The 21448-nt window shown below is 64.3% G+C and carries 21 protein-coding genes; 6 read left to right on the forward strand and 15 right to left on the reverse strand.

From position 1 onward, the window contains the following. Window positions 1-4 precede the first annotated feature (4 nt). Entirely contained in the window at window positions 5-2281 is a 2277-nt protein-coding gene (gene purL / locus CH290_RS22450) for a phosphoribosylformylglycinamidine synthase subunit PurL (protein WP_019667373.1), read from the reverse strand. A gap of 107 nt (window positions 2282-2388) precedes the next feature. Between purL and CH290_RS22455 the strand changes: the two genes are divergently transcribed. Further along, window positions 2389-3180 carry a nucleoside phosphorylase gene (locus tag CH290_RS22455; RefSeq protein WP_230621130.1) on the forward strand — a complete coding sequence of 264 codons (792 nt, stop codon included), beginning with the start codon at window positions 2389-2391 and terminating at the stop codon, window positions 3178-3180. Here the strand turns inward: CH290_RS22455 and CH290_RS22460 are convergent, their stop codons facing one another. Beyond that, entirely contained in the window at window positions 3181-4461 is a 1281-nt protein-coding gene (locus CH290_RS22460) for a M18 family aminopeptidase (RefSeq protein ID WP_033190666.1), read from the reverse strand. A gap of 55 nt (window positions 4462-4516) precedes the next feature. Here CH290_RS22460 and CH290_RS22465 point away from each other — a divergent pair, with 55 nt between their 5' ends. Further along, a complete protein-coding gene (locus CH290_RS22465; protein ID WP_033190665.1) occupies window positions 4517-5386 on the forward strand; it encodes a hypothetical protein in 870 nt (289 codons plus the stop codon). On the opposite strand, the gene CH290_RS22470 is transcribed toward CH290_RS22465, so the two are convergent. From CH290_RS22470 to purS, 3 genes are read right to left on the reverse strand one after another with little or no spacing between them, the layout of a single operon-like run. Beyond that, complete coding sequence (locus CH290_RS22470; protein WP_019667377.1) at window positions 5383-5733, reverse strand: VOC family protein; 351 nt, start codon at window positions 5731-5733, stop codon at window positions 5383-5385. The two genes, CH290_RS22465 and CH290_RS22470, sit on opposite strands and share 4 nt — an antisense overlap. A 27-nt stretch (window positions 5734-5760) precedes the next feature. Next, window positions 5761-6453: a phosphoribosylformylglycinamidine synthase subunit PurQ gene (gene purQ, locus CH290_RS22475; protein ID WP_019667378.1), complete on the reverse strand. Its 693-nt coding sequence runs from the start codon at window positions 6451-6453 to the stop codon at window positions 5761-5763. Continuing rightward, window positions 6450-6686 carry a phosphoribosylformylglycinamidine synthase subunit PurS gene (gene purS, locus CH290_RS22480; protein ID WP_026348182.1) on the reverse strand — a complete coding sequence of 79 codons (237 nt, stop codon included), beginning with the start codon at window positions 6684-6686 and terminating at the stop codon, window positions 6450-6452. Before purS ends, purQ begins: the two co-directional genes overlap by 4 nt. Window positions 6687-6775: 89 nt before the next feature. On the opposite strand from purS, the gene CH290_RS22485 reads away from it, so the two are divergent. Continuing rightward, the gene (locus CH290_RS22485) at window positions 6776-7420 is read left to right on the forward strand and encodes an MBL fold metallo-hydrolase (RefSeq protein ID WP_019667380.1); all 645 of its coding nucleotides are present in this window, start codon (window positions 6776-6778) and stop codon (window positions 7418-7420) included. A gap of 71 nt (window positions 7421-7491) precedes the next feature. On the opposite strand, the gene CH290_RS22490 is transcribed toward CH290_RS22485, so the two are convergent. The 4 genes from CH290_RS22490 to CH290_RS22505 form a co-directional block, all read right to left on the reverse strand. Continuing rightward, a complete protein-coding gene (locus CH290_RS22490) occupies window positions 7492-8133 on the reverse strand; it encodes an LppP/LprE family lipoprotein (RefSeq protein ID WP_033190664.1) in 642 nt (213 codons plus the stop codon). A 91-nt stretch (window positions 8134-8224) separates the two neighbouring features. Continuing rightward, window positions 8225-8920, reverse strand: a complete 696-nt coding sequence (locus tag CH290_RS22495) for a DUF2334 domain-containing protein (RefSeq protein WP_019667382.1) — start codon at window positions 8918-8920, stop codon at window positions 8225-8227. Between the two features lie 55 nt (window positions 8921-8975). Beyond that, window positions 8976-9482 carry a glutathione peroxidase gene (locus tag CH290_RS22500; protein WP_019667383.1) on the reverse strand — a complete coding sequence of 169 codons (507 nt, stop codon included), beginning with the start codon at window positions 9480-9482 and terminating at the stop codon, window positions 8976-8978. A gap of 136 nt (window positions 9483-9618) precedes the next feature. Next, window positions 9619-11001 carry a C4-dicarboxylate transporter DctA gene (locus tag CH290_RS22505; protein ID WP_019667384.1) on the reverse strand — a complete coding sequence of 461 codons (1383 nt, stop codon included), beginning with the start codon at window positions 10999-11001 and terminating at the stop codon, window positions 9619-9621. A 193-nt stretch (window positions 11002-11194) separates the two neighbouring features. Between CH290_RS22505 and CH290_RS22510 the strand changes: the two genes are divergently transcribed. Beyond that, window positions 11195-12682, forward strand: a complete 1488-nt coding sequence (locus CH290_RS22510) for a sensor histidine kinase (protein WP_230621146.1) — start codon at window positions 11195-11197, stop codon at window positions 12680-12682. Continuing rightward, complete coding sequence (locus CH290_RS22515; protein WP_019667386.1) at window positions 12679-13359, forward strand: response regulator; 681 nt, start codon at window positions 12679-12681, stop codon at window positions 13357-13359. Before CH290_RS22510 ends, CH290_RS22515 begins: the two co-directional genes overlap by 4 nt. A gap of 3 nt (window positions 13360-13362) precedes the next feature. Here CH290_RS22515 and CH290_RS22520 read toward each other — a convergent pair whose 3' ends face one another. Next, a complete protein-coding gene (locus CH290_RS22520) occupies window positions 13363-15489 on the reverse strand; it encodes a S9 family peptidase (RefSeq protein WP_019667387.1) in 2127 nt (708 codons plus the stop codon). After that, complete coding sequence (locus CH290_RS22525; protein ID WP_033190663.1) at window positions 15486-16370, reverse strand: phosphoribosylaminoimidazolesuccinocarboxamide synthase; 885 nt, start codon at window positions 16368-16370, stop codon at window positions 15486-15488. The genes CH290_RS22520 and CH290_RS22525 overlap by 4 nt, the downstream gene beginning before the upstream one ends. A 63-nt stretch (window positions 16371-16433) precedes the next feature. On the opposite strand from CH290_RS22525, the gene CH290_RS22530 reads away from it, so the two are divergent. Then, entirely contained in the window at window positions 16434-17861 is a 1428-nt protein-coding gene (locus tag CH290_RS22530; RefSeq protein ID WP_033190662.1) for an MDR family MFS transporter, read from the forward strand. Between the two features lie 4 nt (window positions 17862-17865). Here CH290_RS22530 and CH290_RS22535 read toward each other — a convergent pair whose 3' ends face one another. The 4 genes from CH290_RS22535 to CH290_RS22550 all read right to left on the reverse strand — a co-directional run bounded on the left by CH290_RS22535 (window position 17866) and on the right by CH290_RS22550 (window position 21439). Next, window positions 17866-18876: an ABC transporter substrate-binding protein gene (locus CH290_RS22535; RefSeq protein ID WP_033190661.1), complete on the reverse strand. Its 1011-nt coding sequence runs from the start codon at window positions 18874-18876 to the stop codon at window positions 17866-17868. 83 nt (window positions 18877-18959) lie between these two features. After that, entirely contained in the window at window positions 18960-19706 is a 747-nt protein-coding gene (locus tag CH290_RS22540; RefSeq protein WP_033190660.1) for an ABC transporter permease, read from the reverse strand. Between the two features lie 51 nt (window positions 19707-19757). Continuing rightward, window positions 19758-20642, reverse strand: coding sequence for a siderophore-interacting protein (locus tag CH290_RS22545; RefSeq protein WP_033190659.1), 885 nt, complete (start codon window positions 20640-20642; stop codon window positions 19758-19760). Continuing rightward, on the reverse strand, window positions 20639-21439 hold the full coding sequence (locus tag CH290_RS22550) for a siderophore-interacting protein (RefSeq protein WP_033190658.1): 801 nt from the start codon (window positions 21437-21439) through the stop codon (window positions 20639-20641). The genes CH290_RS22545 and CH290_RS22550 overlap by 4 nt, the downstream gene beginning before the upstream one ends. Window positions 21440-21448: the final 9 nt, after the last annotated feature.

The raw sequence follows: 21448 nt of genomic DNA on the forward strand, positions 1-21448 counted from the left end.
TGCCCTACCCGAAAAGTCTGGGAAGGGTGCTCTCGAAAGTGTCACGGAGTTCGGTCATCTCGACGGCGAACTGGCCCTGAACTTCGATCTCGTCCGAACCCTCGTCGACGACGCCGATGCGCGTCCACGGGAGGTTACGGGCGGTGCACATGCCGGTGAAGCGAGTCTCCTCGGTGCGCGGCACAGCGACGAGCACGCGGCCGGAGGACTCGGAGAACAAGGTGACGAACGGGTCGGCGCCTTCGGGAAGCAGGATGCGGCAACCGGTTTCGCCTGCCAACGCTGCCTCGACGACAGCCTGAGCCAGGCCGCCCTCGGAGAGATCGTGCGCGGCGGAGATCAGACCGTCACGAGATCCGGCGAGCAGAATGTCGGCGAGCAGCTGCTCGCGGGCCAGATCGACCTTCGGCGGCACGCCACCGAGATGATCGTGCTCGACCTGTGCCCAGATGGATCCGTCGAACTCGTCGTGGGTGTCGCCGAGGAGGATCAGTGTCTCGCCGGGCTCGAGGCCGAGTCCGGTGGGGACGCGGCGGTGCACGTCGTCGATGACACCGAGGACTCCGACGACCGGCGTCGGGAGGATCGCTTCGGAGCCCGTCTGGTTGTAGAAGCTGACGTTTCCGCCGGTGACGGGAATGCCGAGGGTGACGCAGCCGTCGGCGAGACCGCGAACGGCCTGCTGGAACTGCCACATGACGCCCGGATCCTCGGGCGATCCGAAGTTGAGGCAGTTGGTGACGGCCTTCGGGGTCGCACCGGTGACGGCGACGTTGCGGAACGCCTCGGCGAGCGCGAGTTGTGCGCCCTGGTAAGGGTCGAGTGCGGTGTACCGGCCCGACGCGTCCGTGGCCAGCGCGATACCGCGGCCAGTCGTCTCGTCGATCCGAATCACACCGGCGTCAGCGTTCTCGGCCAGCACGGTATTCCCGCGGACGTAGCGGTCGTACTGCTCGGTGATGAACTTGCGGCTGCAGAGCTGTGGGCTGCCGATCATCTTCAGCAGCGTTGCCTTCAGTTCCTCGGCGGTCTCGGGGCGCTTCAGCGACGCCGTGGTGTTCGCGACGAGTGCGTCCTGAGCGACGGGACGCTGCACGGGCCGCGAGTACACCGGGCCCTCGTGGGCGACGGTCTTCGGCGGAACGTCGACGACGGTCTCCCCGTGCCACGTGATCTCGAGGTTGTCACCGTCGGTGACCTCGCCGATCACCGTCGCGAGAACATCCCACTTCTTGCAGACGGCCATGAACTTGTCGACGTTCTCCGGCGTCACCACGGCGCACATGCGTTCCTGGGACTCGCTCGAGAGCACCTCGGCCGGGGTCATGCCGGTAGCGCGCATCGGGACCTGCTCGAGCGCGATGTGCATGCCACCACTGCCTGCCGACGCGAGTTCGGACGTCGCGCAGGACAATCCGGCGCCGCCGAGGTCCTGGATCCCGACGACGAGCTTCTCGGCATACAGCTCGAGACACGCCTCGATGAGGACCTTCTCGGTGAACGGGTCGCCGACCTGAACGGCAGGAAGCTTCTTCCTGCCGCCTCCCGTCTCATCACCGTCGAACGTCTCCGAGGCCAGCACGGACACGCCACCGATGCCGTCGAGACCCGTGCGAGCGCCGAACAGGATGATCTTGTTGCCCAGGCCCGACGCGAACGCGAGATGCATGTCCTCGACGCGCATGACACCTGCACACAGAGCGTTGAGCAGTGGGTTGCCCGCGTAGGAGGCGTCGAACACCGTTTCGCCGCCGACGTTGGGAAGGCCGAGCGAGTTTCCGTAGCCGCCGACGCCGGAGACGATGCCCGAGAGGACGCGACGTGTATCGGGCGCATCTGCAGCACCGAAACGCAGCTGGTCCATGACGGCGATGGGCCGCGCGCCCATGGCCATGATGTCGCGGACGATGCCGCCGACGCCCGTCGCCGCACCCTGGTAGGGCTCGACGTACGACGGGTGATTGTGGCTTTCCACCTTGAACGTGACGGCCCATCCGTCACCGACGTCGACGACGCCTGCATTCTCGCCGATACCCGCGAGCATCGACTTACGCATCTCGTCGGTGGTGGTCTCGCCGAAGTACTTCAGGTGCACCTTGGAGGACTTGTAGGAGCAGTGCTCGCTCCACATGACGGAGTACATCGCCAGCTCGGCATCCGTCGGCCTGCGACCGAGGATTTCCTTGATGCGGGCGTACTCGTCGTCCTTGAGTCCGAGTTCTTTGTACGGCTGCGCAACATCCGGCGTAGCGACTGCGGCGGAGACAGTGTCAATTTTCACAAAGCTGTCGGACACGAGGAGTGGGGTCCCTTCCTGGAGCGAAATGCCAGGGGGAGTCTATCCGTGCAGGGTGACAGGCCCCAAAAGCAGCGTGCAAACATTGTGCCGTGGATACCCCTTCTGTCGCCTCTTCAGGCTCCGCTCCCATCGCGTTGACGGAGAACGATCTGGACGAATCGGGCGTCCTGACGCCTCAGATGGTGGTCAAGGGTGTGGATGTCCCCAGAAAAGCCGTTGTCTGCTTCTTCGCGGAAGTGATCGAGTCCATAGCCGGTCAGGGCAAGGCACGCGTCCTGTCGGTGCTCCGATCCGAGCACGGCGAGCACCCCGTCTACGAGATCGAGCGGGGCGGTGAACGGCTCGCCGTGTTCCATCCGGGAGTCGGCGCACCCCTGGCCGCACTGTTCCTCGAAGAGGCGATCGCGCTCGGCTGCTCGGAGTTCGTCGCCGTCGGGGGCGCGGGAGCACTGACCGATCAGCTCGGCATGGGTCACGTCATGGTTGTCGACAGCGCTGTCCGCGACGAGGGAACGTCGTTCCACTACCTCCCGCCCGGACGGGTCGTCGACGCCGATCCTGCAGGCGTCACGGTGCTGCAGAACGTGCTGACGGAGGCCGGGATCGCGCACGTCACCGGTCGATCCTGGACCACCGACGCTCTGTACCGCGAAACCCGAAGCCGAGTCTCCCGGCGCGTCGACGAGGGCTGCCTGACGGTCGACATGGAAGCGTCGGCGTTCTGCGCGGTCGCCCGGTATCGCGGCGTGCGGTTCGCGCAACTGCTGTACGCGGGCGACTCCCTGGCCGCGGACTGGGAGCACCGCGGCTGGACCAAGGCAGGCACCGTCCGCGAGCAACTGTTCTGGCTCGCGGCCGACGCGTGCCTGCAGCTGAGCTAGCTAGGCCGACGGAGCCAGGAACGCAGCGAGGGCGTCGGCGTAGGCCTTCACATCGGAGGCGCCCATGAGCTCGCGTGCGCTGTGCATGGCGAGCTGTGCGGCACCGACGTCGACGGTCGACAGGCCCGTCCGTGAGGCCGTGATCGGGCCGATCGTCGAACCGCAGGGCAGATCGGCGCGGTGAACGTAGCGCTGCAGTGGCACCCCCGCCTGGTCGCAGGCCAGTGCGAATGCTCCTGCACCCGCGGAATCCGTTGCGTACCTGAGGTTCTGGTTGACCTTGAGCACGGGCCCTCCACCGAGTTCGATGCGGTGCGCGGGTTCGTGTCGGTCCGGGTAGTTCGGATGCGTCGCATGCGCCATGTCACCGGAGGCGCAGATGGATCCGGCCATGGTGCGGAGGAACTCCTCGCGACCGCCGCCGCGGCCCAACACGATTCGCTCGAGCACCGTGTTGAGCAGGTCCGAGAACGCGCCACGGTCGGACATACTGCCGACTTCCTCGTGGTCGAACAATGCCAGCACCGGGGTGACGTCCGCCGGATTCTGCACTGCCGCAATCAAAGCCTGAGTACCCGCGTAGCACGTTCCCTGGTTGTCGAGCCTCGGTGCGCTGACCAGTTCGCTCTGGGCGCCGACGACTGCGCTGGGCGCGAGGTCGTGCGTCATCAGCTCCCACCCGAGAACCGTCGACGGGTCGACGCCTTCGCGTTCCGCGACGAACGAGATGAACGATCGCGGTGAGTTACCCACGCCCCAAATGGCATTGACGTGTCGTTGCGGGTCCAAGGTCACGCCCTTGCGATCCTCGGACAGGTGAATTGCGAGCTGCGGGACACGGAGAATCGGTTCGTCGACCTTGACGAGCACCTCACGCAGCCCGTTGCCGTCGCGCACACTGAGTCGACCGGACACACCGAGATCGCGGTCGAGCCAGGAATTGAGCCACGCTCCCCCGTACGGCTCGAGGCCGACCATCTGCCATCCCGCCGACTCCAGATCAGGGTGCTGCTTGACGCGCAGGTTGGGGCTGTCGGTGTGTCCGCCGACGATCCGGAATGCAGCGCTGCTGCTCTCGGTACTCCATGCGACGAGCGACCCGCCGCGGATGAGGTAGTACCGCCCTGCCTCGGCCGGCCAGGCTTCGGTCTCGTCGACGCGGACGAAACCTACCTCCTCGAGCTGCACCGCTACGGTGCGGCACACATGGAACGGCGACGGCGACACGTCGACGAAATTGCACAGACCAGCGGCAGACGCAAGAGACGACATGGGAACCATTGTGTCAGTAGCTGCGTCGAACAGAGCAAGGACCACACATCGACTCGGGGGCGTCATGAATCATCTGGCAGCGCAGGCATCGGGACCGGCTACGACAGCCATCGTCCGCAAGAAAGTGATCGAGGCATTCGGCAGGCACGGGGTGAAGCTGACGAAGATCGACGCCACCACTCTGAAGACCGACGACGGCCACCACGTGACGCTCGAGAATCTGACGGCACGCTGCCTCGGTGCTCCGCGGAAGTACTGGGGCGAGATCATCGAGATCCATGTCGCAACCATGCTCGAGTCACAGCGACTGAGTGACCCGCAGTATCTGCTGAACATGCCGGACGACGAGTTCTACATGCGATTGCGTGAGCGGGTCACTGCGCCGAGCGCGTTGCCGGGCAGGGGCGACTTCCGCTATTCGACTCCGCTGGTCGATGCGCCGAATTCACCACGCCGAGTGCTGAACCTGACGTTTCCGGACCTTGCGTTGACTCTCGAAGGTCGGTATCTGGAGAATCGAGACCTCGAGGCCGCGTGGGCGTTCGGTCGCGACAACACAGCCGCGATGACCTTCGACGATCGCGAAACACTGACCAAGGACGATGTGACGATCGACGTGTGCAAAGGCGATTCGATCTATCTCGCATCCAAGGTCGCGAACATGCCCACGCTGATCGCCGATCACCTCGGCGATTCACCGTTCGGCGTTCTGTTCGTCGTTCCCAATGCCTACGAGATCGACTACTACAAACCCTTCGAGTTCGACGCCACCGTTCGTGCGTCGACACTGCTCGTGCAGTTGGCGCGCATATTCTCTCGGGACACCCCGAATCCGCTGTCCCAGGATCTCTACTTCTGGCGTGACGGGCAGTACTGCCAGGTCAACGGTAGTTCGTCGGCAGATCTGTTCGAGCGGACTCTCGCCGAGCTCTAGTGCGCGCCCGAGACGCAGAATGCGTTTCCGTCCGGATCGGTCAGGGTGACCCAGCGGAATTCGCCCATCGTGTGCTCGTCGACCTTGGACGCACCCGAATCGACCAGAGCCGTCACCTCGGTGTCGAGATCCGCCGTCGTCAGATCCAGGTGGATTCGGTTCTTGCCCGGCGTCGGGTCGTCGACCTTCTGGAAGGCAAGGCGGTACGGCGCCGAGGGCAGCGAGACGGTGTAGAACCACCCGTCGTTCTCTTCTTCGATGGTTCCGCCGGTCCTGGCCGCCCACCACGTCGCGAGCGGTCCAGGATCGGAGGAGTCGATCGTGATCATCACCGGTGTCAGGGTCATGCGTCGGAGAATAGACCCTGCTTCCTGCTAGGCCGAGACGATTGCGTCCAGTGCCGAGTAGAAGATGCCGAGGCCGTCGTCGCTGGGGCCGGTGAGGGGCTCGGTGGCGTGCTCGGGATGCGGCATGAGTCCGACGACGCGGCCGTTGGGCGAGGAGATTCCGGCGATGTCCCGCTGGCTACCGTTCGGGTTGGATCCGCTGTAGCGGAACACGACGCGGCCTTCGCCCTCGAGCTCGTCGAGCACGTTCTGTGATGCCTGGAACCGGCCTTCGGCGTTCTTGACCGGGATCAGGATCTCGGCACCCGTCTCGTAGCGCGACGACCACGCGGTGTCCGAGTTCTCCACTTTCAGCCACTGGTCGCGGCAGACGAAGTGCAGGCCCTCGTTGCGGGTCAGCGCGCCGGGAAGCAGGCCGACTTCACACAGAACTTGGAAGCCGTTGCAGATGCCGAGGACCGGCATGCCGCCTTCGGCCGCCTTGACGACGGATTCCATGACGGGTGCGAACCGGGCGATCGCGCCTGCACGCAGGTAGTCGCCGTAGGAGAACCCGCCGGGGACGACGATGGCGTCCACGTTCTTCAGGTCCGCGTCGGCGTGCCACAGACTGACGGCCTCGCCGCCGGCGAGCGTCACGGCGCGGGAGGCGTCGACGTCGTCGAGAGTTCCGGGGAAGGTGATGACCCCCACGCGGGCGGACGAGTTGCGTGTGCTCATGCTTCTCGGGTGACCTTCCAGTCCTCGATGACGGTGTTCGCGAGGAGCGATTCCGCGATCTTCTCGAGCTCGGCGTCGTCGACGCTGTCGTCGACCTCCAACTCGAACCGCTTGCCCTGCCTGACGTCGGAGACGCCTGCTACGCCGAGACGACCAAGCGCGCCTGCGATGGCCTGACCCTGCGGGTCGAGGATTTCGGCCTTGGGCATGACATCGACAACTACTCGGGCCACGAGGGAGCTCCTTGGATAAGACAAATACCGGCGGTGAAGAGTTTACGCAGCACCAGCGCGAGCCGCGAAACTGCGCTTAGTGTGGAGGAATGAAGCTGACGCACTTCGGACATTCCTGTGTACTCGTCGAGCTGAACGGCACCACGGTGCTGTTCGATCCCGGCAACTTCTCACACGGCTTCGAGGGCATCACCGGGCTCGACGCCATTCTGATCACCCACCAGCACCCCGACCACGTCGACCTCGAGCGTCTTCCTGCACTGGTGGACGGCAATCCGAACGCAGCGTTGTACGCGGATCCGATGACCGCGTCGCAACTCGGCGAGCGGTGGACGGCCACACACGCGGGCCAGACGTTCTCCGTCGGCGGCATCCAGGTGAGTGGTGTCGGCGGAACCCATGCCGTCATCCACCCCGAACTGCCCGTGATCGACAACACTGGCTATCTGCTGGGGACACCGGAGAATCCGGGGCAACTGTTCCATCCCGGCGACTCGTTGTTCGTTCCCGAGCAGAAGGTGGACGTGCTGGCGCTCCCGACTGCGGCGCCGTGGTCGAAGCTCTCGGAGAACGTCGAGTTTCTGCGCGCAGTCGCACCTCGGACCGCGTTCCCGATCCACCAGGCCGTCGTCGCCGAGGAGGCCAGGGGAATCTACTACGGCCGGTTCAAGGACATGGCCGACGAGAACACCGAATTCCGCGAGCTTCCTCAGGAATCCTCCCTCTCCATGTGAGTAAAAATATAGGCCGGGGACAGGAGCGGAGCCTGCGGAGCGACCCGATGGCACTGTCATCTCCACTCACATCAACCGGTCACCTCGGGCGGCAGAGTGTCCAGCATGATCACGGAGCTCCCGTCCCACTGGTAGCGGATTGCGGCGGGGCCACCGTCGGGTGCTGCGAACGCCTCGTCGGCGACGAGCCAGCGATAGTTCACGGTGATCGTGTCGGCGGTCTGGGTTGCAACACTCGTGAAGCTGTACGGCGCTGCCGTCGCCGTGCCGAGGTACACACCGTTGCCGAAGAACAGAATGTGCTCCGGTGTGCTCGCGGTTGCATACGGCGACGCCGCAGCTTCCACCCACGTGAACGCCGCACAGGGATCACCTGTCCGGCCTGCGGTCCAGGCTTCGTCCGGGAAGTATCGCGGAATGGATGCCACAGCATCGGCGACCACGGCAGCGTCCACACATGTCTTCGGCTGGACCGGGGTCACTGTCGGAGCTGCGTCCGCCGTCGGGATCCCGATGTCCGACGGAAGGGCAGGGACCGGCGACGGAACCACGACCGACGGCAGCGCGCCCACCGAGGGTGCAACCGTCGGCGTCGCGGCCTGCTGCCCCGGCGCGGCAGTGGATTCCGACACTGCGGTCGCTGTGCCGCCATCGGTGTTTCCGCAGGCCACAGCGGCCATCATGCAGAGGGTCACGAGCACGATTCTTTTCATGGCGCCGCCTCGACATCGATTGCATCGTCGAGGGTTACATCCACTGGACCAGGTGGTCCGTTACGTCACGATCTCATAACCCCGCGAGCGGTCAGGCTGCTCTCACCCTGCGAACGTGTTCGTAAACGCCCGGTGTTGCACCGCTGTAGAGCGCCAGGTCGACCGCGTCCAGGATTGCCTGCCGGGGACCGCTGCGGCCCAGTTGTTTTGCGCTGACCGCCAATCGGACGGTGCCGCCGCGTCGGGCGGTACGTCCGGCGCCGATGACCAGTGCTCGACACCACCAGGGTTCGGCTTTGAAGCCTTCGCCGATGCCCAGGACTCGTGCCCGTACGAGCGATCCCGATTCCAGATCGTGAATTGCACTGAGGCCGGCGATCATTCGAAAGCCGGCCTCGGGCAGAGCGGCAACTGCTCCGGGTGATGCGATCCACCTCGGCGCTGCGAACACCCTTGTGCGCAAGCCGGTCTGCTCCATGACCCGGTCGGCGGCCATGAGCCGCAGCCGTGCTTCGTGACGTGGAAGTGCTGCGAATTCGGCTCGGCGACGCTTGGTCGCGGCCTGGTCGTACCCGTGCAGGACTATCGCATCCCCCAGGTCCCGACGCCCTCGCAGCCAGTCCTGGGTGTTCTCGTCTTTCGTGAGCCGGTACTTGTCCTTCAGCCGCGGCGCAACGAGAAGCGACTGCGCGACGCCACGCTTGTCCAGTTCGAGGGCGAACTCCGCTGCGTTGTCGCAGGTGTCGTCCCTGATTCCGCTCACCGACACGATCAGTGCTCCAGACATGCCGCGAGCCTCGCACACCGATGTGAACGAGGCTCGACGGCAGAATTGATCGCGTCTAAACGGCGATGTTCTCCTTGGGCAGGATCTTGTCGATCGCAGCCAGTACTTCAGGGGCGTCCGGCTCGGTACGTGGGCGGAAGCGGTTGGTGACGACGCCCTCGGGTGAGATCAGGAACTTCTCGAAGTTCCACTGGATGTCTCCTGCGACGCCTTCTGCGTCCTCGGTCTTGGTGAGCTCCGCGTAGAGCGGGTGCCGGTTCTCTCCGTTGACCTCGATCTTCTCCGTGATGGGGAAGGTGACGCCGTAGGTGGTGGAGCAGAACGTTTCGATTTCCTCGGCGGTGCCGGGCTCCTGACCACCGAACTGGTTGCAAGGAACGCCGATGACGGACAGTCCCTTCGCCGAGTATTCGGTGGCAAGCTTCTCGAGTGTGGCGTACTGAGGCGTCAGGCCGCACTTCGAGGCGACATTCACCACGAGGACGGCTCTGCCCGCGTACTCGTCGAGCGAGGTGGGCGCACCGCCCAGCGTGTTGATGCCGATGTTCTGGACTTCAGTCATTCCACGAACTTACCTGTGGGTACCGACTTCTGGTGAGTTGGCTGTCCGAACACACAAGAGCGACCCTCCGAGTGGGAGGGCCGCTCTTGTACTACACGCCTGGTGACGGGGGGTGCGCGTCACCAGGCGGGGTCTTTTACGCCTTGGCTGCGGCTTTATCGAGCTCGACGCGCTTGTCGTCTTCCGGGAGATGGTCGTCGACCATGGTCTCCTCGTCGAACGGCAGGTCTCCGTCGAGGACGGTCTTGACGCGTGACGCGTCGATCGTCTTGGTCCAGGTTCCCACGAGAAGGGTTGCAACTGCGTTGCCGGAGAAGTTCGTGAGTGCCCGGGCCTCGGACATGAACCGGTCGATGCCGACGATCATGCCGACGCCGTCGAGCAGTTCGGGGCGGTGGCTCTGCAGGCCGCCCGCGAGGGTTGCCAGACCGGCACCGGAGACTCCGGCAGCACCCTTCGACGCGATGATCATGAAGAGCAGCAAGGAGAACTGCTCGGGGATCGAGAGCGGCATGTTCATCGCGTCGGCGATGAAGATCGACGCCATGGTCAGGTAGATGGCGGTGCCGTCGAGGTTGAACGAGTATCCGGTCGGGACGACGATGCCGACGGTGGTGCGCTCGACGCCGACATGCTCCATCTTGGCGATCAGACGCGGCAGAGCCGACTCGGACGAGCTCGTCGCGACGATGAGCAGGTATTCGCGCCCCAGGTACTTGGCCAGCTTGAAGATCGAGAAGCCGGACACGAACTTCAGGATCAGGCCGAGGAAGCCGAACACGAAGATGAAGCACGTGATGTAGAACGCCAGCATCAGTGTGCCGAGCTGAACGACAGCGTCGAATCCGGTCTTGCCGACCACACCGGCGATGGCGCCGAAAGCGCCGATCGGGGCGAGCCACAGGATCATCGTCAGGATGCGGAACACGAGCTTCTGCACTGCGCCGATGCCCTTGAGGATGCCCTCGCCCTGCTTGCCCATGGCCTGGAGTGCGAAGCCGACGAGGATGGCGACGAACAACGTCTGCAGCACCGAGCCTGCGGTCAAGGACGACAACAGCGACTCGGGGATGATTCCGGCGATGAAGTCCATCGTGCCGCCTGCACCTTCGGCGTCCTCGGCGTACTCCGAACCACCGCCTGGCACGATGTTCAGGCCGGTGCCTGGCTGGATCAAGTTGCCGACGACCATGCCGATGCCGAGGGCGATCGTCGACATTCCGATGAAGTAGGCGAGCGCGAGCCCGCCGACCTTGCCGACACTGGCTGCAGCTTTGACCGAGCCGATGCCGAGAACGATGGTGCAGAAGATGACCGGGCTGATCATCATCTTGATCAAGCTGACGAACAGGGTGCCGAGCACTGCGAGCTCGACACCGAAGTCCTTCCACAGGAGACCGACGGCAACACCGGCGACCACGGCGATGATCACCGCGATGTAGAGCCAGTGCGTCTTGTCGCGCTTCTTCTTCGGTTCCGGCGCCGGATTCCGGTTTTCAGCATCGATGCTGGTAGTCATGGGTACGTCCTTTGTGACTAATGGAGTGAGTTGGATCACGCCTTGCTAGAGGACGATGTTGGTGGAATTCGTGACCGTAGTCACGAATACGTTCATTCTGTTCACGAGAACCGGGTACGAAACAAAGGAACGAAACGTGGCGAAGCGTCCGACGAGCGTTGCAGGGCAAGTTCTGATCCTGCAATTGATCGTCATGGCCGTCATCGTGCTTGCCGGCGGGTTCCTGACCATCGTCAACGAGCGGTCCAACAGCGACGAGGCGACCCGCCGCGAGGTCATCGCCGTCGCGGCGAGCATCGCCAACGAACCGTCGACGCCGACGGCGATCGCCTCGGACGACCCCACTGCGTACCTGCAACCGGAGACCGAACGGATCCGAAAGGTCACCGGCGTCGACTTCATCGTCGTGATGGCGCCGGACCGAACTCGTTTCACTCACACCACCGTCGACCTGATCGGTCAGCCGTTCAGCGGCAACATCGATCGCGCGCTCGAGGGCGAGACGTTCACCGAGACCTACGTCGGGTCGCTCGGTCCCTCGATCCGCGCGGTGACGCCGGTGACCGACTCCACCGGTGCCATCGTCGGCCTGGTGTCGGCCGGGGTGACGAGGGACAAGATCAGCGATCAGTTCCTGGCCGGGCTGCCTCTCATCGTCGGGGTGGTGATCTCGGCCTTCATCGTCGCCGCCGGCGGCTCGGTGGCACTGAGCCGACGACTTCGTCGTCAGACGTTGGGCATGGCGCCGGACGAGTTGCGTTCGATGTACGAGCATCACGACGCCGTTCTGCACTCCATCAGCGAAGGGTTGCTCGTGTTCGGCAAGAGGGACACGGCGGAAATCGTCAACGACGAGGCCAGGCGGCTCCTCGATCTCCCCGACGGCCCTGTTCGACGGACGGACCTGCCGGAATCACTGCAGCACATGACGTCCGGCGGCGAACTCCACCTGACCGAAACCCGCGTGCTGGTCGTCAACTCCGACCCGGTGATGTGGGAGGGTCGACGCCTCGGCGACGTTCTCACGATCCGCGATCGCACGGAATTGCAAGGGGTGATCGGTGAACTCGATTCGGTGCGGAGCTTCGCCGAATCGCTGCGTTCGCAGGCGCACGAGTCCGCGAATCGCCTGCACACCGTCATCACGATGGTGGAACTCGGTCGGCCACAGGAAGCTGTCGAGTTCGCGACTGCGGACCTCGAACTGTCGCAGAACTTGATCGACCGATTGATGAGTGCCGTGGGTGAACCCGCTCTGGCCGCCTTGTTGTTGGGCAAGGTCAGTCAGGCAGCCGAGCAGAGCGTCGAACTCACGATCACCGAGGACACAGCACTCGAACATGCCGGCATCGTCACTCCGCGGGAATTGGTCACGCTGGTCGGTAATTTGATAGACAATGCAATCGATGCGTCGAAGGAAGCAGAGCAGCCGTGGGTCGAAGTGACGGTGCGTGATTCGGAATCGGAGCTGATGGTTCGGGTGTCCGACAGCGGCCCGGGGATGCCCGCCGACGTACTGAGAACTGCACTGACCCGCGGATACTCGACCAAATCCGGGTCGCGCGGCCTGGGTCTGGCACTGGTGACACAGGTGGTCAATCGGTATCGCGGATCGCTGACCTCCGAGGTCACCTACGGTTCGGTGTTGACCGCGACCATTCCGCTGGGGAGGCCCTCGTGATCCGAGTGTTGATAGTCGAGGACGAACCGTTGATCGCCGAGGCGCATCGCAGCTACGTCGAGCGCGTTCCGGGTTTCACCGTCGTCGCCCTGGCGCACACAGGGTCGGCCGCACTGCGGGCCGCAGCCGAAGCCGTCGAACCGATCGACCTGGTGCTGCTGGACATCGGCCTGCCCGATTCCAACGGCATCGACGTCGCCGCAGCGCTCGGCGGCCTCCGGCCCAGCCCGGACGTCATCGCCATCACGTCGGAGCGTGACCTCTCGGTGGTCCGATCCGCCGTGGCCCACGGTGTCGTTCTGTACCTACTGAAGCCGTTCACGTTCGCCGCGTTTCGGGACAAGCTGGACCGGTACCGCGAGTTCCACGACGCCCTTCCCGCGGGAGAGAACGCCGCGAGCCAGCGGGACATCGACCGAGCGATGTCCCACCTGCGCACCGCGGACGAACGCGCCTCGACCCCGAAAGGCATTGCGCCGCAGACGATGGACGGCGTCACCGCAATCGTCCGCGACGCCCCCGACGGGCTCAACGCGTCCGAGGCCGCCAAGCTCGTCGGAGTCTCGCGCGTGACGGCCTGGCGGTACCTCGAGCGCCTCGCCGACGACGGCCTGGTCACCCGGAACACCGAGTACGGAAAGGCCGGTCGCCCGCAGGTCAGGTACGTCTGGCGCTGACACTCACATACGGGCGCCGGTCTGCTGCACGATCCAGGCGTATTCGAAGGCGGCTTCCTTCCACTTCTCGTATCGTCCACTGACGCCGCCGTGGCCTGCGCTCATCTCGGTCTTGAGCAGCAGGTCGGAGTCACCGGTCTTGGTGGCACGCAGTGCGGCAACCCATTTGGCGGGCTCGACGTAGAGCACACGGGTGTCGTTGATGGACGTGATCGCGAGGATCGCTGGGTAGTCCTTGGCTTCGACGTTCTCGTAGGGACTGTACGACTTCATGTAGTCGTACACCTCCTTGTCCGCCAACGGATTGCCCCACTCGTCCCACTCGATGACCGTGAGCGGCAGCGACGGGTCGAGAATGGAGGTCAGTGGATCGACGAACGGAACGTTCGCGAGGATGCCGTTGAACAGCTCCGGCGCCAGGTTCGCGACAGCACCCATCAGAAGCCCGCCCGCGCTACCACCGTCGGCGACGAGGTGTTTCGGCGCCGTCCGACCCGTGTCGATCAGATGCTGTGCAGCGGAGACGAAATCGGTGAACGTGTTCTTCTTGGTGAGAGTCTTGCCGTTCTCGTACCAGTGGCGGCCCATCTCGCCGCCACCGCGCACGTGTGCGACGACGAAGACGATTCCGCGGTCCAGTAGCGAGAGCCTGGCTACGGAGAACGCCGGATCCATCGATGCTTCGTACGATCCGTAGCCGTACAGCAGGGTCGGAGCAGGGCCTTCGGGAACGTCCTTGCGCAGCACGATGGACAGCGGAATGCGGGTCCCGTCGGCCGCGACGGCCCAATCTCGATGCTGGACGTAGTCGTCGGCGCGGAAATCACCCAGGACGGGCTGCGCCTTACGGAGCAGCAACTCGCCTGATTTCACGTCGTAGTCGTACACCTGCCCAGGGGTGATGAACGAGGTGTAGACAAGACGAAGAAGTGGCTGCGTCCACTCGGGGTTCGAGCCGGCGCCGACGGCGAAGAGTTCTTCCTCGAACTCGAGTTCCTCGTAGTCGCCGTACCCCTCGGGTCCGATCGGCCAGATAGCCAGCCGTGTCAACGCTTCTCGGCGGTAGTTGAGTACGAGATGGTCGGCGAACGCGTCGACGTCCTCGAGCCTGACGTCGTCGCGGTGCGGAATCAGAATGGTCTGGTTCGACGGATCGTCGACGGGTGCGTCGGCGAGGAGAAAGTTCTCCGCCTTCTCGCCGTCGGTTCCCCAGCCGTTGACGGAGCCGTTGTGCTGGATCAGGAATCGATCCTCACCGTTCACCACGGCATGCTCGACGCTGTACTCCACACCGGTTTCGCGCGGGAGTACGACGCGGAATTCGCCTTCCGGATTCTCGGATTCCAGGACGAGGCATTCGGAGGTGATCTTGGAGCCGACCCAGATCATCAGGTACTTCTCGCTACGGGTGGAGCCGAATCCGACCCAGTAGCTCTCGTCCGGCTCGTGGAAGACCTTGACGTCCTCGGAGGATGGTGTGCCGAGCTTGTGCCGCCACACGGTGTCGGGACGCCAGGATTCGTCGACGGTTTGGTAGAAGACGTGGCCGTGGTCGATCGACCACGTCGCTCCGGTGGAGACCTTCTCGATGGTGTCGGGCAGCATCTCATCGGTGCGCAGGTCCTTGAAACGCAACGTGTACCGCTCGTCGCCCTCGGTGTCGGTCGAGTAGGCCAGGAGGTTACCGTCCTGGCTGATCGAGAATGCTCCGAGGGAGAAGAAGGTGTGCCCCTCGGCCTCGATGTTGGAATCGAGAAGGACCTGCTCGCCCGGCACCTCACCGGACAGAGTGGGAGGTGTCCAGTCGTCGGGAGAATCCACGGCGCAACGGCATTGGAGGCCGTAGGACTTGCCTTCGATGGTCCGCGAGTAGTACCACCAGTCGCCCATACGCGTCGGGACCGACAGGTCTGTCTCCTGGGTGCGTGACTTGATCTCGTCGAAGATCTGTCCGCGGAGTTCCTCGAGACCGGCGGTCTGCTGCTCGGTATAGGCGTTCTCGGCTTCGAGGTAGGCGATCACCTCGGCATCTTCCTTGTCCCGCAGCCACTCGTAGTTGTCGACGACGGTGTCGCCGTGGTGGGTCCGTTCGAGGGGGACCTTCTTGGCAATCGGTGGAGTAACTGTCATGGCTTGACCCAATCGTCGAAGTTGAGGCCCGAAATGCGTTCGTAGGCCTCGATGTACCGTGCACGAGTCGCCGCGACGACGTCGTCGGGAAGAGCGGGCGGCGGCGTGTCACCGTGACGGTCCCAGCCCGATTCGCCCGTCAGCCAGTCGCGGACGTACTGCTTGTCGAAGCTCGGCTGGACGCGACCTTCCTCGTAGCTGTCGGCCGGCCAGTACCGCGAGGAATCCGGGGTGAGCACCTCGTCGGCGAGAACCAGGTTGCCGTCGGCGTCCTGCCCGAATTCGAACTTGGTGTCGGCGAGGATGATTCCGCGGTCGAGTGCGAAATTGGCAGCTCGGGCGTAGATCTCGAGGGTGTCCTCGCGAAGTTTGAACGCCAGTTCCTCCCCGACCTTGTCGACGACGGCGGCGTAGTCGACGTTCTCGTCGTGCTCGCCGAGAGCCGCTTTGGCCGCGGGCGTGAAGATCGGCTCGTCGAGCTTGCTGGATTCGACCAGACCGTCGGGCAGGGCGACACCGCACACCGCGCCGGTCCGCTGGTAGTCCGAGAGCCCCGAACCGGTCAGGTAACCGCGAGCGACGCATTCGATCGGCACCATCTCGAGGCGCTTGACGACAAGAGCCCGTCCGAGCAGTTGCTGAGGGATCCGCTCGTCGAGCGGATCACCGGCGAGGTGATTGACTCCCCCGAGCTCTTCGAAGAAGAACACGCTCATCGCCGTCAGGACGCGCCCCTTGTCGGGGATCGGCGTATCGAGGACGTGGTCGTAGGCGGAGATGCGGTCGCTTGCGACGAGAAGCAGGTGGTCGTCGTCGACGATGTAGAGATCGCGAACCTTGCCGCCGGCCAGATGCTGGTAGCTACTGAGTGTTGGGCGCACGAAACCAACCCTATCTGGGCCTGATGTCGTCATGTCTCGGCGACAGGAGAACAATGGTTGCTGATGGCAACCAACGAGATCGCAGACGTCGGCTTCCGGTCCGAGCGCGGGCCGGTACTCATCGCTCTGATGCTCAGCACGTCGCTCGTCGCACTGGACTCCACGATCATCGCGACGGCCGTGTTGACCATCGTGGACGATCTCGGTGGTTTCAGTCAGTTCCCGTGGCTGTTCTCGATCTATCTGCTGGCCCAGGCCGTGTCCGTGCCGATCTACGGGAAGCTTGCCGACCTGTTCGGCCGCAAGAAGGTCATGCTGTGGGGCATCAGCGTGTTCCTCCTCGGCTCGATTCTGTGCGGCCTGGCGTGGTCGATGCCCGCGTTGATCGCTTTCCGGGCGGTCCAGGGACTCGGGGCGGGGGCGGTGCAGCCGATGTCCGTCACGATCGCGGGCGACATCTACACCCTGCAGGAACGCGCCAAAGCCCAGGGCTACCTGGCCAGCGTGTGGGCCATGTCGGCAGTGCTGGGGCCTGCACTCGGCGGTGTGTTCTCCGAGTTCCTGTCCTGGCGCTGGATCTTCTTCGTCAACATCCCACTGTGCGCACTGGCCGCCTGGATGCTGATCCGACGCTTCCACGAAGGGCCCGTCGACCGCTCGAAACCCACGATCGACTACCTCGGTGCGGGTCTGCTCACCGTCGGCGCGGCTGCGCTGCTTCTCGGGTTGCTGGAAGGTGGACAGTCCTGGGCATGGGCGTCGGGCACGTCGGTGGGGATCTTTGCACTCGGGGTCGTCTCACTGGCGTTGTTCACCTGGCAGCAGACCCGCGCGCCCGAGCCGATACTGCCGCTCTGGGTGTTCACCCGGCGCGTCCTCGTCGTCAGTAGCCTGGTGTCCCTCATCGTCGGGGCAATCGTGCTGGGGTTGACGTCGTACGTCCCCACCTTCGTGCAAGGCGTCCTCGGCACCGGTGCCATCGTGGCCGGCTTCGCTCTGGCAACCCTCACGCTCGGCTGGCCGATCGCGGCGTCGCTGTCCGGCAAGTTCTATCTGAGGTTCGGATTCCGCGCGACGGCGTTGACCGGCGGGTCCATCGCGGTGGTCGGAACCGGATCGGCAACGTTGATAGGCGCGCAGTCGCAGATCTGGATGATCGCCGCCGTCTGCTTCGTCGTCGGGCTCGGCATGGGTCTCATTGCAAGCCCGACGCTGATCGCCGCGCAGTCGTCGGTCGAGTGGTCCGAGCGTGGCGTCGCGACGTCGACCAACATGTTCGCCCGCTCCATCGGCAGCGCCGTCGGCGTCGCGATCTTCGGTGCAATCGTGAACTCGCGTGTCTCCGGGGATCCGGAACCGCAGCAGCTGTCCGACGCCATTCATCTGGTCTTCCTGGGCGTCTTCGGTGCGGCAGTACTCATGCTCCTCGCCGCAACGTTGATGCCCAAGGCGGCTCCGCCGCAGGTGAGTCGACGGACATCTCAGCCGTGACGATCTACTGGGCGAACAGCGTCTGCACCTGATCCAGGGTCGAGATAACCCCGTCGTAATCCGGTCGGTAGCTCGTAGCAGGCAGCTCGAAGACGTTGCCGGACGCAAAGGCAGGCAGACTCGCGTAGGCGGGATCCTGTTTCAATTCGTCCAAGCTACGACCGGCGACCGGAACGACGATGATGACGGGTGCGCTCGCCACCGGAGCCAGGAGTTCGGGGCTGATGATGAACGAGTCACCCGAGCCGTAGAGCTCGGGGTTGTCGGCTTTGGTGAGCACGTCGTCCGGTTCGAGGCCGACGTTCTTCAGCAACTCCGGCAACGTTGCAGTCTGCGGGATGAACGCGGGCTCGTTGGTGCTCAGCGACAACAGGTACGACACGGGCGATCCCGGCACCGTGATGGCCCCTTTTACTTCGGCGACCTTGTCGTCGTATGCCTCGAGCAGTCCGGCAACCTTGTCCGACTCACCCGCAGCGTCGGCAACTGCTTCGAGCTGCCCCTGCCACGTGTTGACGGACGCGGGTATCAGAACAGTCGGCGCGATGGCGGTCAGCTGGTCGTATGCTTCGTCTGCCTGGACGGCGGAAATTCCCTGTCCGCCACCGATGATGAGGTCGGGTTCTGCCTGTGCGATCGCCTCGATGTTCAGCGCTTCGCCTGCGGGCAGTTCTTCGGTGCCCTGCTCCTCCGCCTTCTCGGCCCACTGCGGTGGGAACCCGCCGTCGAGGTTGGTCACGCCCAGAAGCCGCGTGTCGGTGATGGCGATCGGTGCGTCGAGGGTGAAGAGGTATCCGGCCAGTCCTGCAGACAGCACCGCGATGCGTTGCGGATCGGCCGGCACGGTGACGTCTCCCTTGTCGGTCGAGATCACCCTGGTCTCGCTGCTTGTGGCTCCCGTCTCGGTGTCGTCGCCGGGCGAGCTGTCGCTACTGCATGCGGTGAGACCGATCGTCACTGCGGCGAGCGCGGCGATCACGCGCACACTGCGCCGCCGAAGAAGTGAACCGGACAACGTAAATCCTTTCGAAAGCGCGAGACATCAGTAGTGCTCGACCAACTCAGCATTCTAGATCGATCACTCGCAGTTGTGGTGGGTCAGCTTTTGCGGTGCACCACACCGCGCGAGACGAGATCGACCGTCAGGACCACCGCCAATGTCTGAGCGAGCAAGAGTCCGGTCAACACGAGTATCTGCACGGCTCCGGCCTGGATGGCCGAACCGCTGGCCAACAGCACACCCACGAAAGCTCCGGGCAGTGTCACGAGCCCGACCGTCCGCGTCTGATCCAACCCAGGCAGCAGCGCGTCCCCGGCAGTGGGACGAACGACTTCGAGCCGCGAATCACGTTCGGTGAGGCCGAGACTCAACGCGGCTTCTACTTCACCGTGCCGCTCGGACAGTGCATCCAGAGCTCGACGAGCCGCAAGCGACGTCGCTGTCATCGTGCCGCCCAGAATGATGCCACCGACGGGCACGATCGCAATCCCCTCGGCAGGAACGACTCCCGTCGACAAACACAATGGAACGACGACGCCGATACCCACGGCCAGTGGGACCGTCAACCACAGCCCGGATCTCCCGGCCTCCGAACGACGAATGGACGTGAAGGCAGCCGCAGCGAACATGACGACCAACACAAGCAACGAAGACCACAGATGAGCGAGCGCCGCGGCCAGGACCAGCGACACCGCGGCCAACTGCAGGAACCCACGGCCAGCTGCCGACGGCACCGTCCACACTCGCCCGATGGCAGAAACTCGATACACCAAGGCCGCCAGCAGGACCATGACCACGCACAGGACTGCAAGGGGAACGCCGGGCTCGACCAGGGAAGAACTCACCCATAGATTATCCACGTGAGTGGAAATATAGGCGGGAGCCTACATTTCCACTCACAGACCGACGCGCTCCAGCATGGCGTCGAACTCCTCGCTGGCCTCGGCTTGACTGCGGCCTGCGGCCAATGCGCCGTTGTACACCGCCAGTGCTTCTTCCTGGTACTTCTTGTATTTTTCCAGCCACTGCTCGGAGTTGGCGCGCCAGTACCCGATGATCTCGAATCGAGTCACCGGGTAGCCGAGCTCCTTCCGGAAGTACTTTCGCACGACGCGGGACGACGCAGCCTCACCGGCGAACCAGATGTAACCCTCGCCGTCGGGCAGTTCCCACTGACGTGCCGCGTCTTCGAGCACACTCGCGGAATCACCGTTGCCGGAGCCGAATCGCCAGTCGTACGTCACGTCGCCGGCTGTCTCGAACTCCTGCTTGTCACTGCGCTCGAGCACCTCGACGATCGCGTGAGCTTTTGCGCCACTCGGCAATTCCTCGATGATGCGTCCGAGCGCAGGCAGACCCGTCATGTCTGCGACGAGCAACTGCCACTGCGCCGTAGCCGGGATGTTGTACCAGGAACGTGGTCGCGTCCACAGCAAAACCTGGCCGACCGTCGCGTTCAGCGCCCAGGTGGCAGCAACACCGCCTTCGTGCGCGACGAAATCGATGACAAGGTGCCCGGAGTCGGCATCGAACCGACGGACGGTGTAGTTGCGGCCCTCGGGCGCATCCTCGATGCCGTGGAACCACCATTCGCCGTCGACCTCGGTCATCGCAGGCGGACGATCCTCACCCTCACGCGCGAAGAACAACGTCACGCATTCGTCGGGGGACCCGATGCTCACGTAGTCGGCAACGTCCTCACCACCGAACGTCACCCGCACCATGTGCTTGGTGATCTGCTCGACGGCAACAACTTCGGCGTAGTAGAAACCCTTGCTCATTCTTCCTCGTCCAGATGTTCGTGGGTATTGGAGACACCTCGGCGCCAATATCCCGTGATCGAGCTGTCCCCCTTGCCCAAACCCAGATCCTTCCGGATCCAGGACCGCAGCGGACGTATGTCCCCGGCCTCGCCGGCGAGCCAGACGAACACCGAAGCGCCGTCCGGAATCTTCGTCGATCGTACTGCCGTCTCGAGCCCCGACGCCTCACCGTGCGGCGTCACAATCCAGTGGACGTCGATTCCACCCGGCGGGTCCAGCTTCTGAATGCTCGATTCGGTGTGCACTTCGATGTACACGTCTCCGCGGGTGTCACGCGGCATCTCCTCCACCCAGCGAGCGATCGCAGGCAGCGCGGTCTCGTCGCCGACGATGACGAAATGGTCGTATCCGGGATCGATGATCACCCCGCCGGGAGGTCCCGCGACATGAAGGGTGTCACCCGGCCTTGCCGCGATCGCCCACCCCGACGCGAGCCCATGTCGGTGCACGACGAAATCGATATCGATCTCCCGCTCCTCGGGACGGTACTTCCGGACTGTGTACTCACGGGTGGTCGGGAAGGGCTCCGGCCAATCGAGATGGTCGCCGTCGGGCACCGGGAGCCGCAGCTCACCGGTGTCGACGTCGGGGAAGATGAGCTTGACGTGCTCGTCGGCGACCTGACTGACAAATCCATCGGTCCCGGCTCCACCGAACGTCACGCGGATCATCGTGTCGGTGATCATCTCGGTCCGGACGACCTCTGCCGCACGGATCTTGATGGGATAAGGCTGGCGTCGGGCGGGCGTAGGCACTACAGGCTC

The sequence above is a fragment of the Rhodococcus sp. 06-156-4 genome (assembly GCF_002259345.1).
In the GTDB taxonomy this organism is placed as follows: domain Bacteria; phylum Actinomycetota; class Actinomycetes; order Mycobacteriales; family Mycobacteriaceae; genus Rhodococcoides; species Rhodococcoides fascians_E.

Bases quoted from the DNA above. Each gene is read 5' to 3' on its own strand.
- CH290_RS22460 (WP_033190666.1), bottom strand. From the start codon at position 4,461: ATGGTTCCCATGTCGTCTCTTGCGTCTGCCGCTGGTCTGTGCAATTTC.
- CH290_RS22465 (WP_033190665.1), top strand. From the start codon at position 4,517: ATGAATCATCTGGCAGCGCAGGCATCGGGACCGGCTACGACAGCCATC.
- CH290_RS22470 (WP_019667377.1), bottom strand. From the start codon at position 5,733: ATGACCCTGACACCGGTGATGATCACGATCGACTCCTCCGATCCTGGA.
- purQ (WP_019667378.1), bottom strand. From the start codon at position 6,453: ATGAGCACACGCAACTCGTCCGCCCGCGTGGGGGTCATCACCTTCCCC.
- CH290_RS22485 (WP_019667380.1), top strand. From the start codon at position 6,776: ATGAAGCTGACGCACTTCGGACATTCCTGTGTACTCGTCGAGCTGAAC.
- CH290_RS22490 (WP_033190664.1), bottom strand. From the start codon at position 8,133: ATGAAAAGAATCGTGCTCGTGACCCTCTGCATGATGGCCGCTGTGGCC.
- CH290_RS22495 (WP_019667382.1), bottom strand. From the start codon at position 8,920: ATGTCTGGAGCACTGATCGTGTCGGTGAGCGGAATCAGGGACGACACC.
- CH290_RS22500 (WP_019667383.1), bottom strand. From the start codon at position 9,482: ATGACTGAAGTCCAGAACATCGGCATCAACACGCTGGGCGGTGCGCCC.
- CH290_RS22505 (WP_019667384.1), bottom strand. From the start codon at position 11,001: ATGACTACCAGCATCGATGCTGAAAACCGGAATCCGGCGCCGGAACCG.
- CH290_RS22510 (WP_230621146.1), top strand. From the start codon at position 11,195: ATGGCCGTCATCGTGCTTGCCGGCGGGTTCCTGACCATCGTCAACGAG.
- CH290_RS22520 (WP_019667387.1), bottom strand. From the start codon at position 15,489: ATGACAGTTACTCCACCGATTGCCAAGAAGGTCCCCCTCGAACGGACC.
- CH290_RS22530 (WP_033190662.1), top strand. From the start codon at position 16,434: ATGGCAACCAACGAGATCGCAGACGTCGGCTTCCGGTCCGAGCGCGGG.
- CH290_RS22545 (WP_033190659.1), bottom strand. From the start codon at position 20,642: ATGAGCAAGGGTTTCTACTACGCCGAAGTTGTTGCCGTCGAGCAGATC.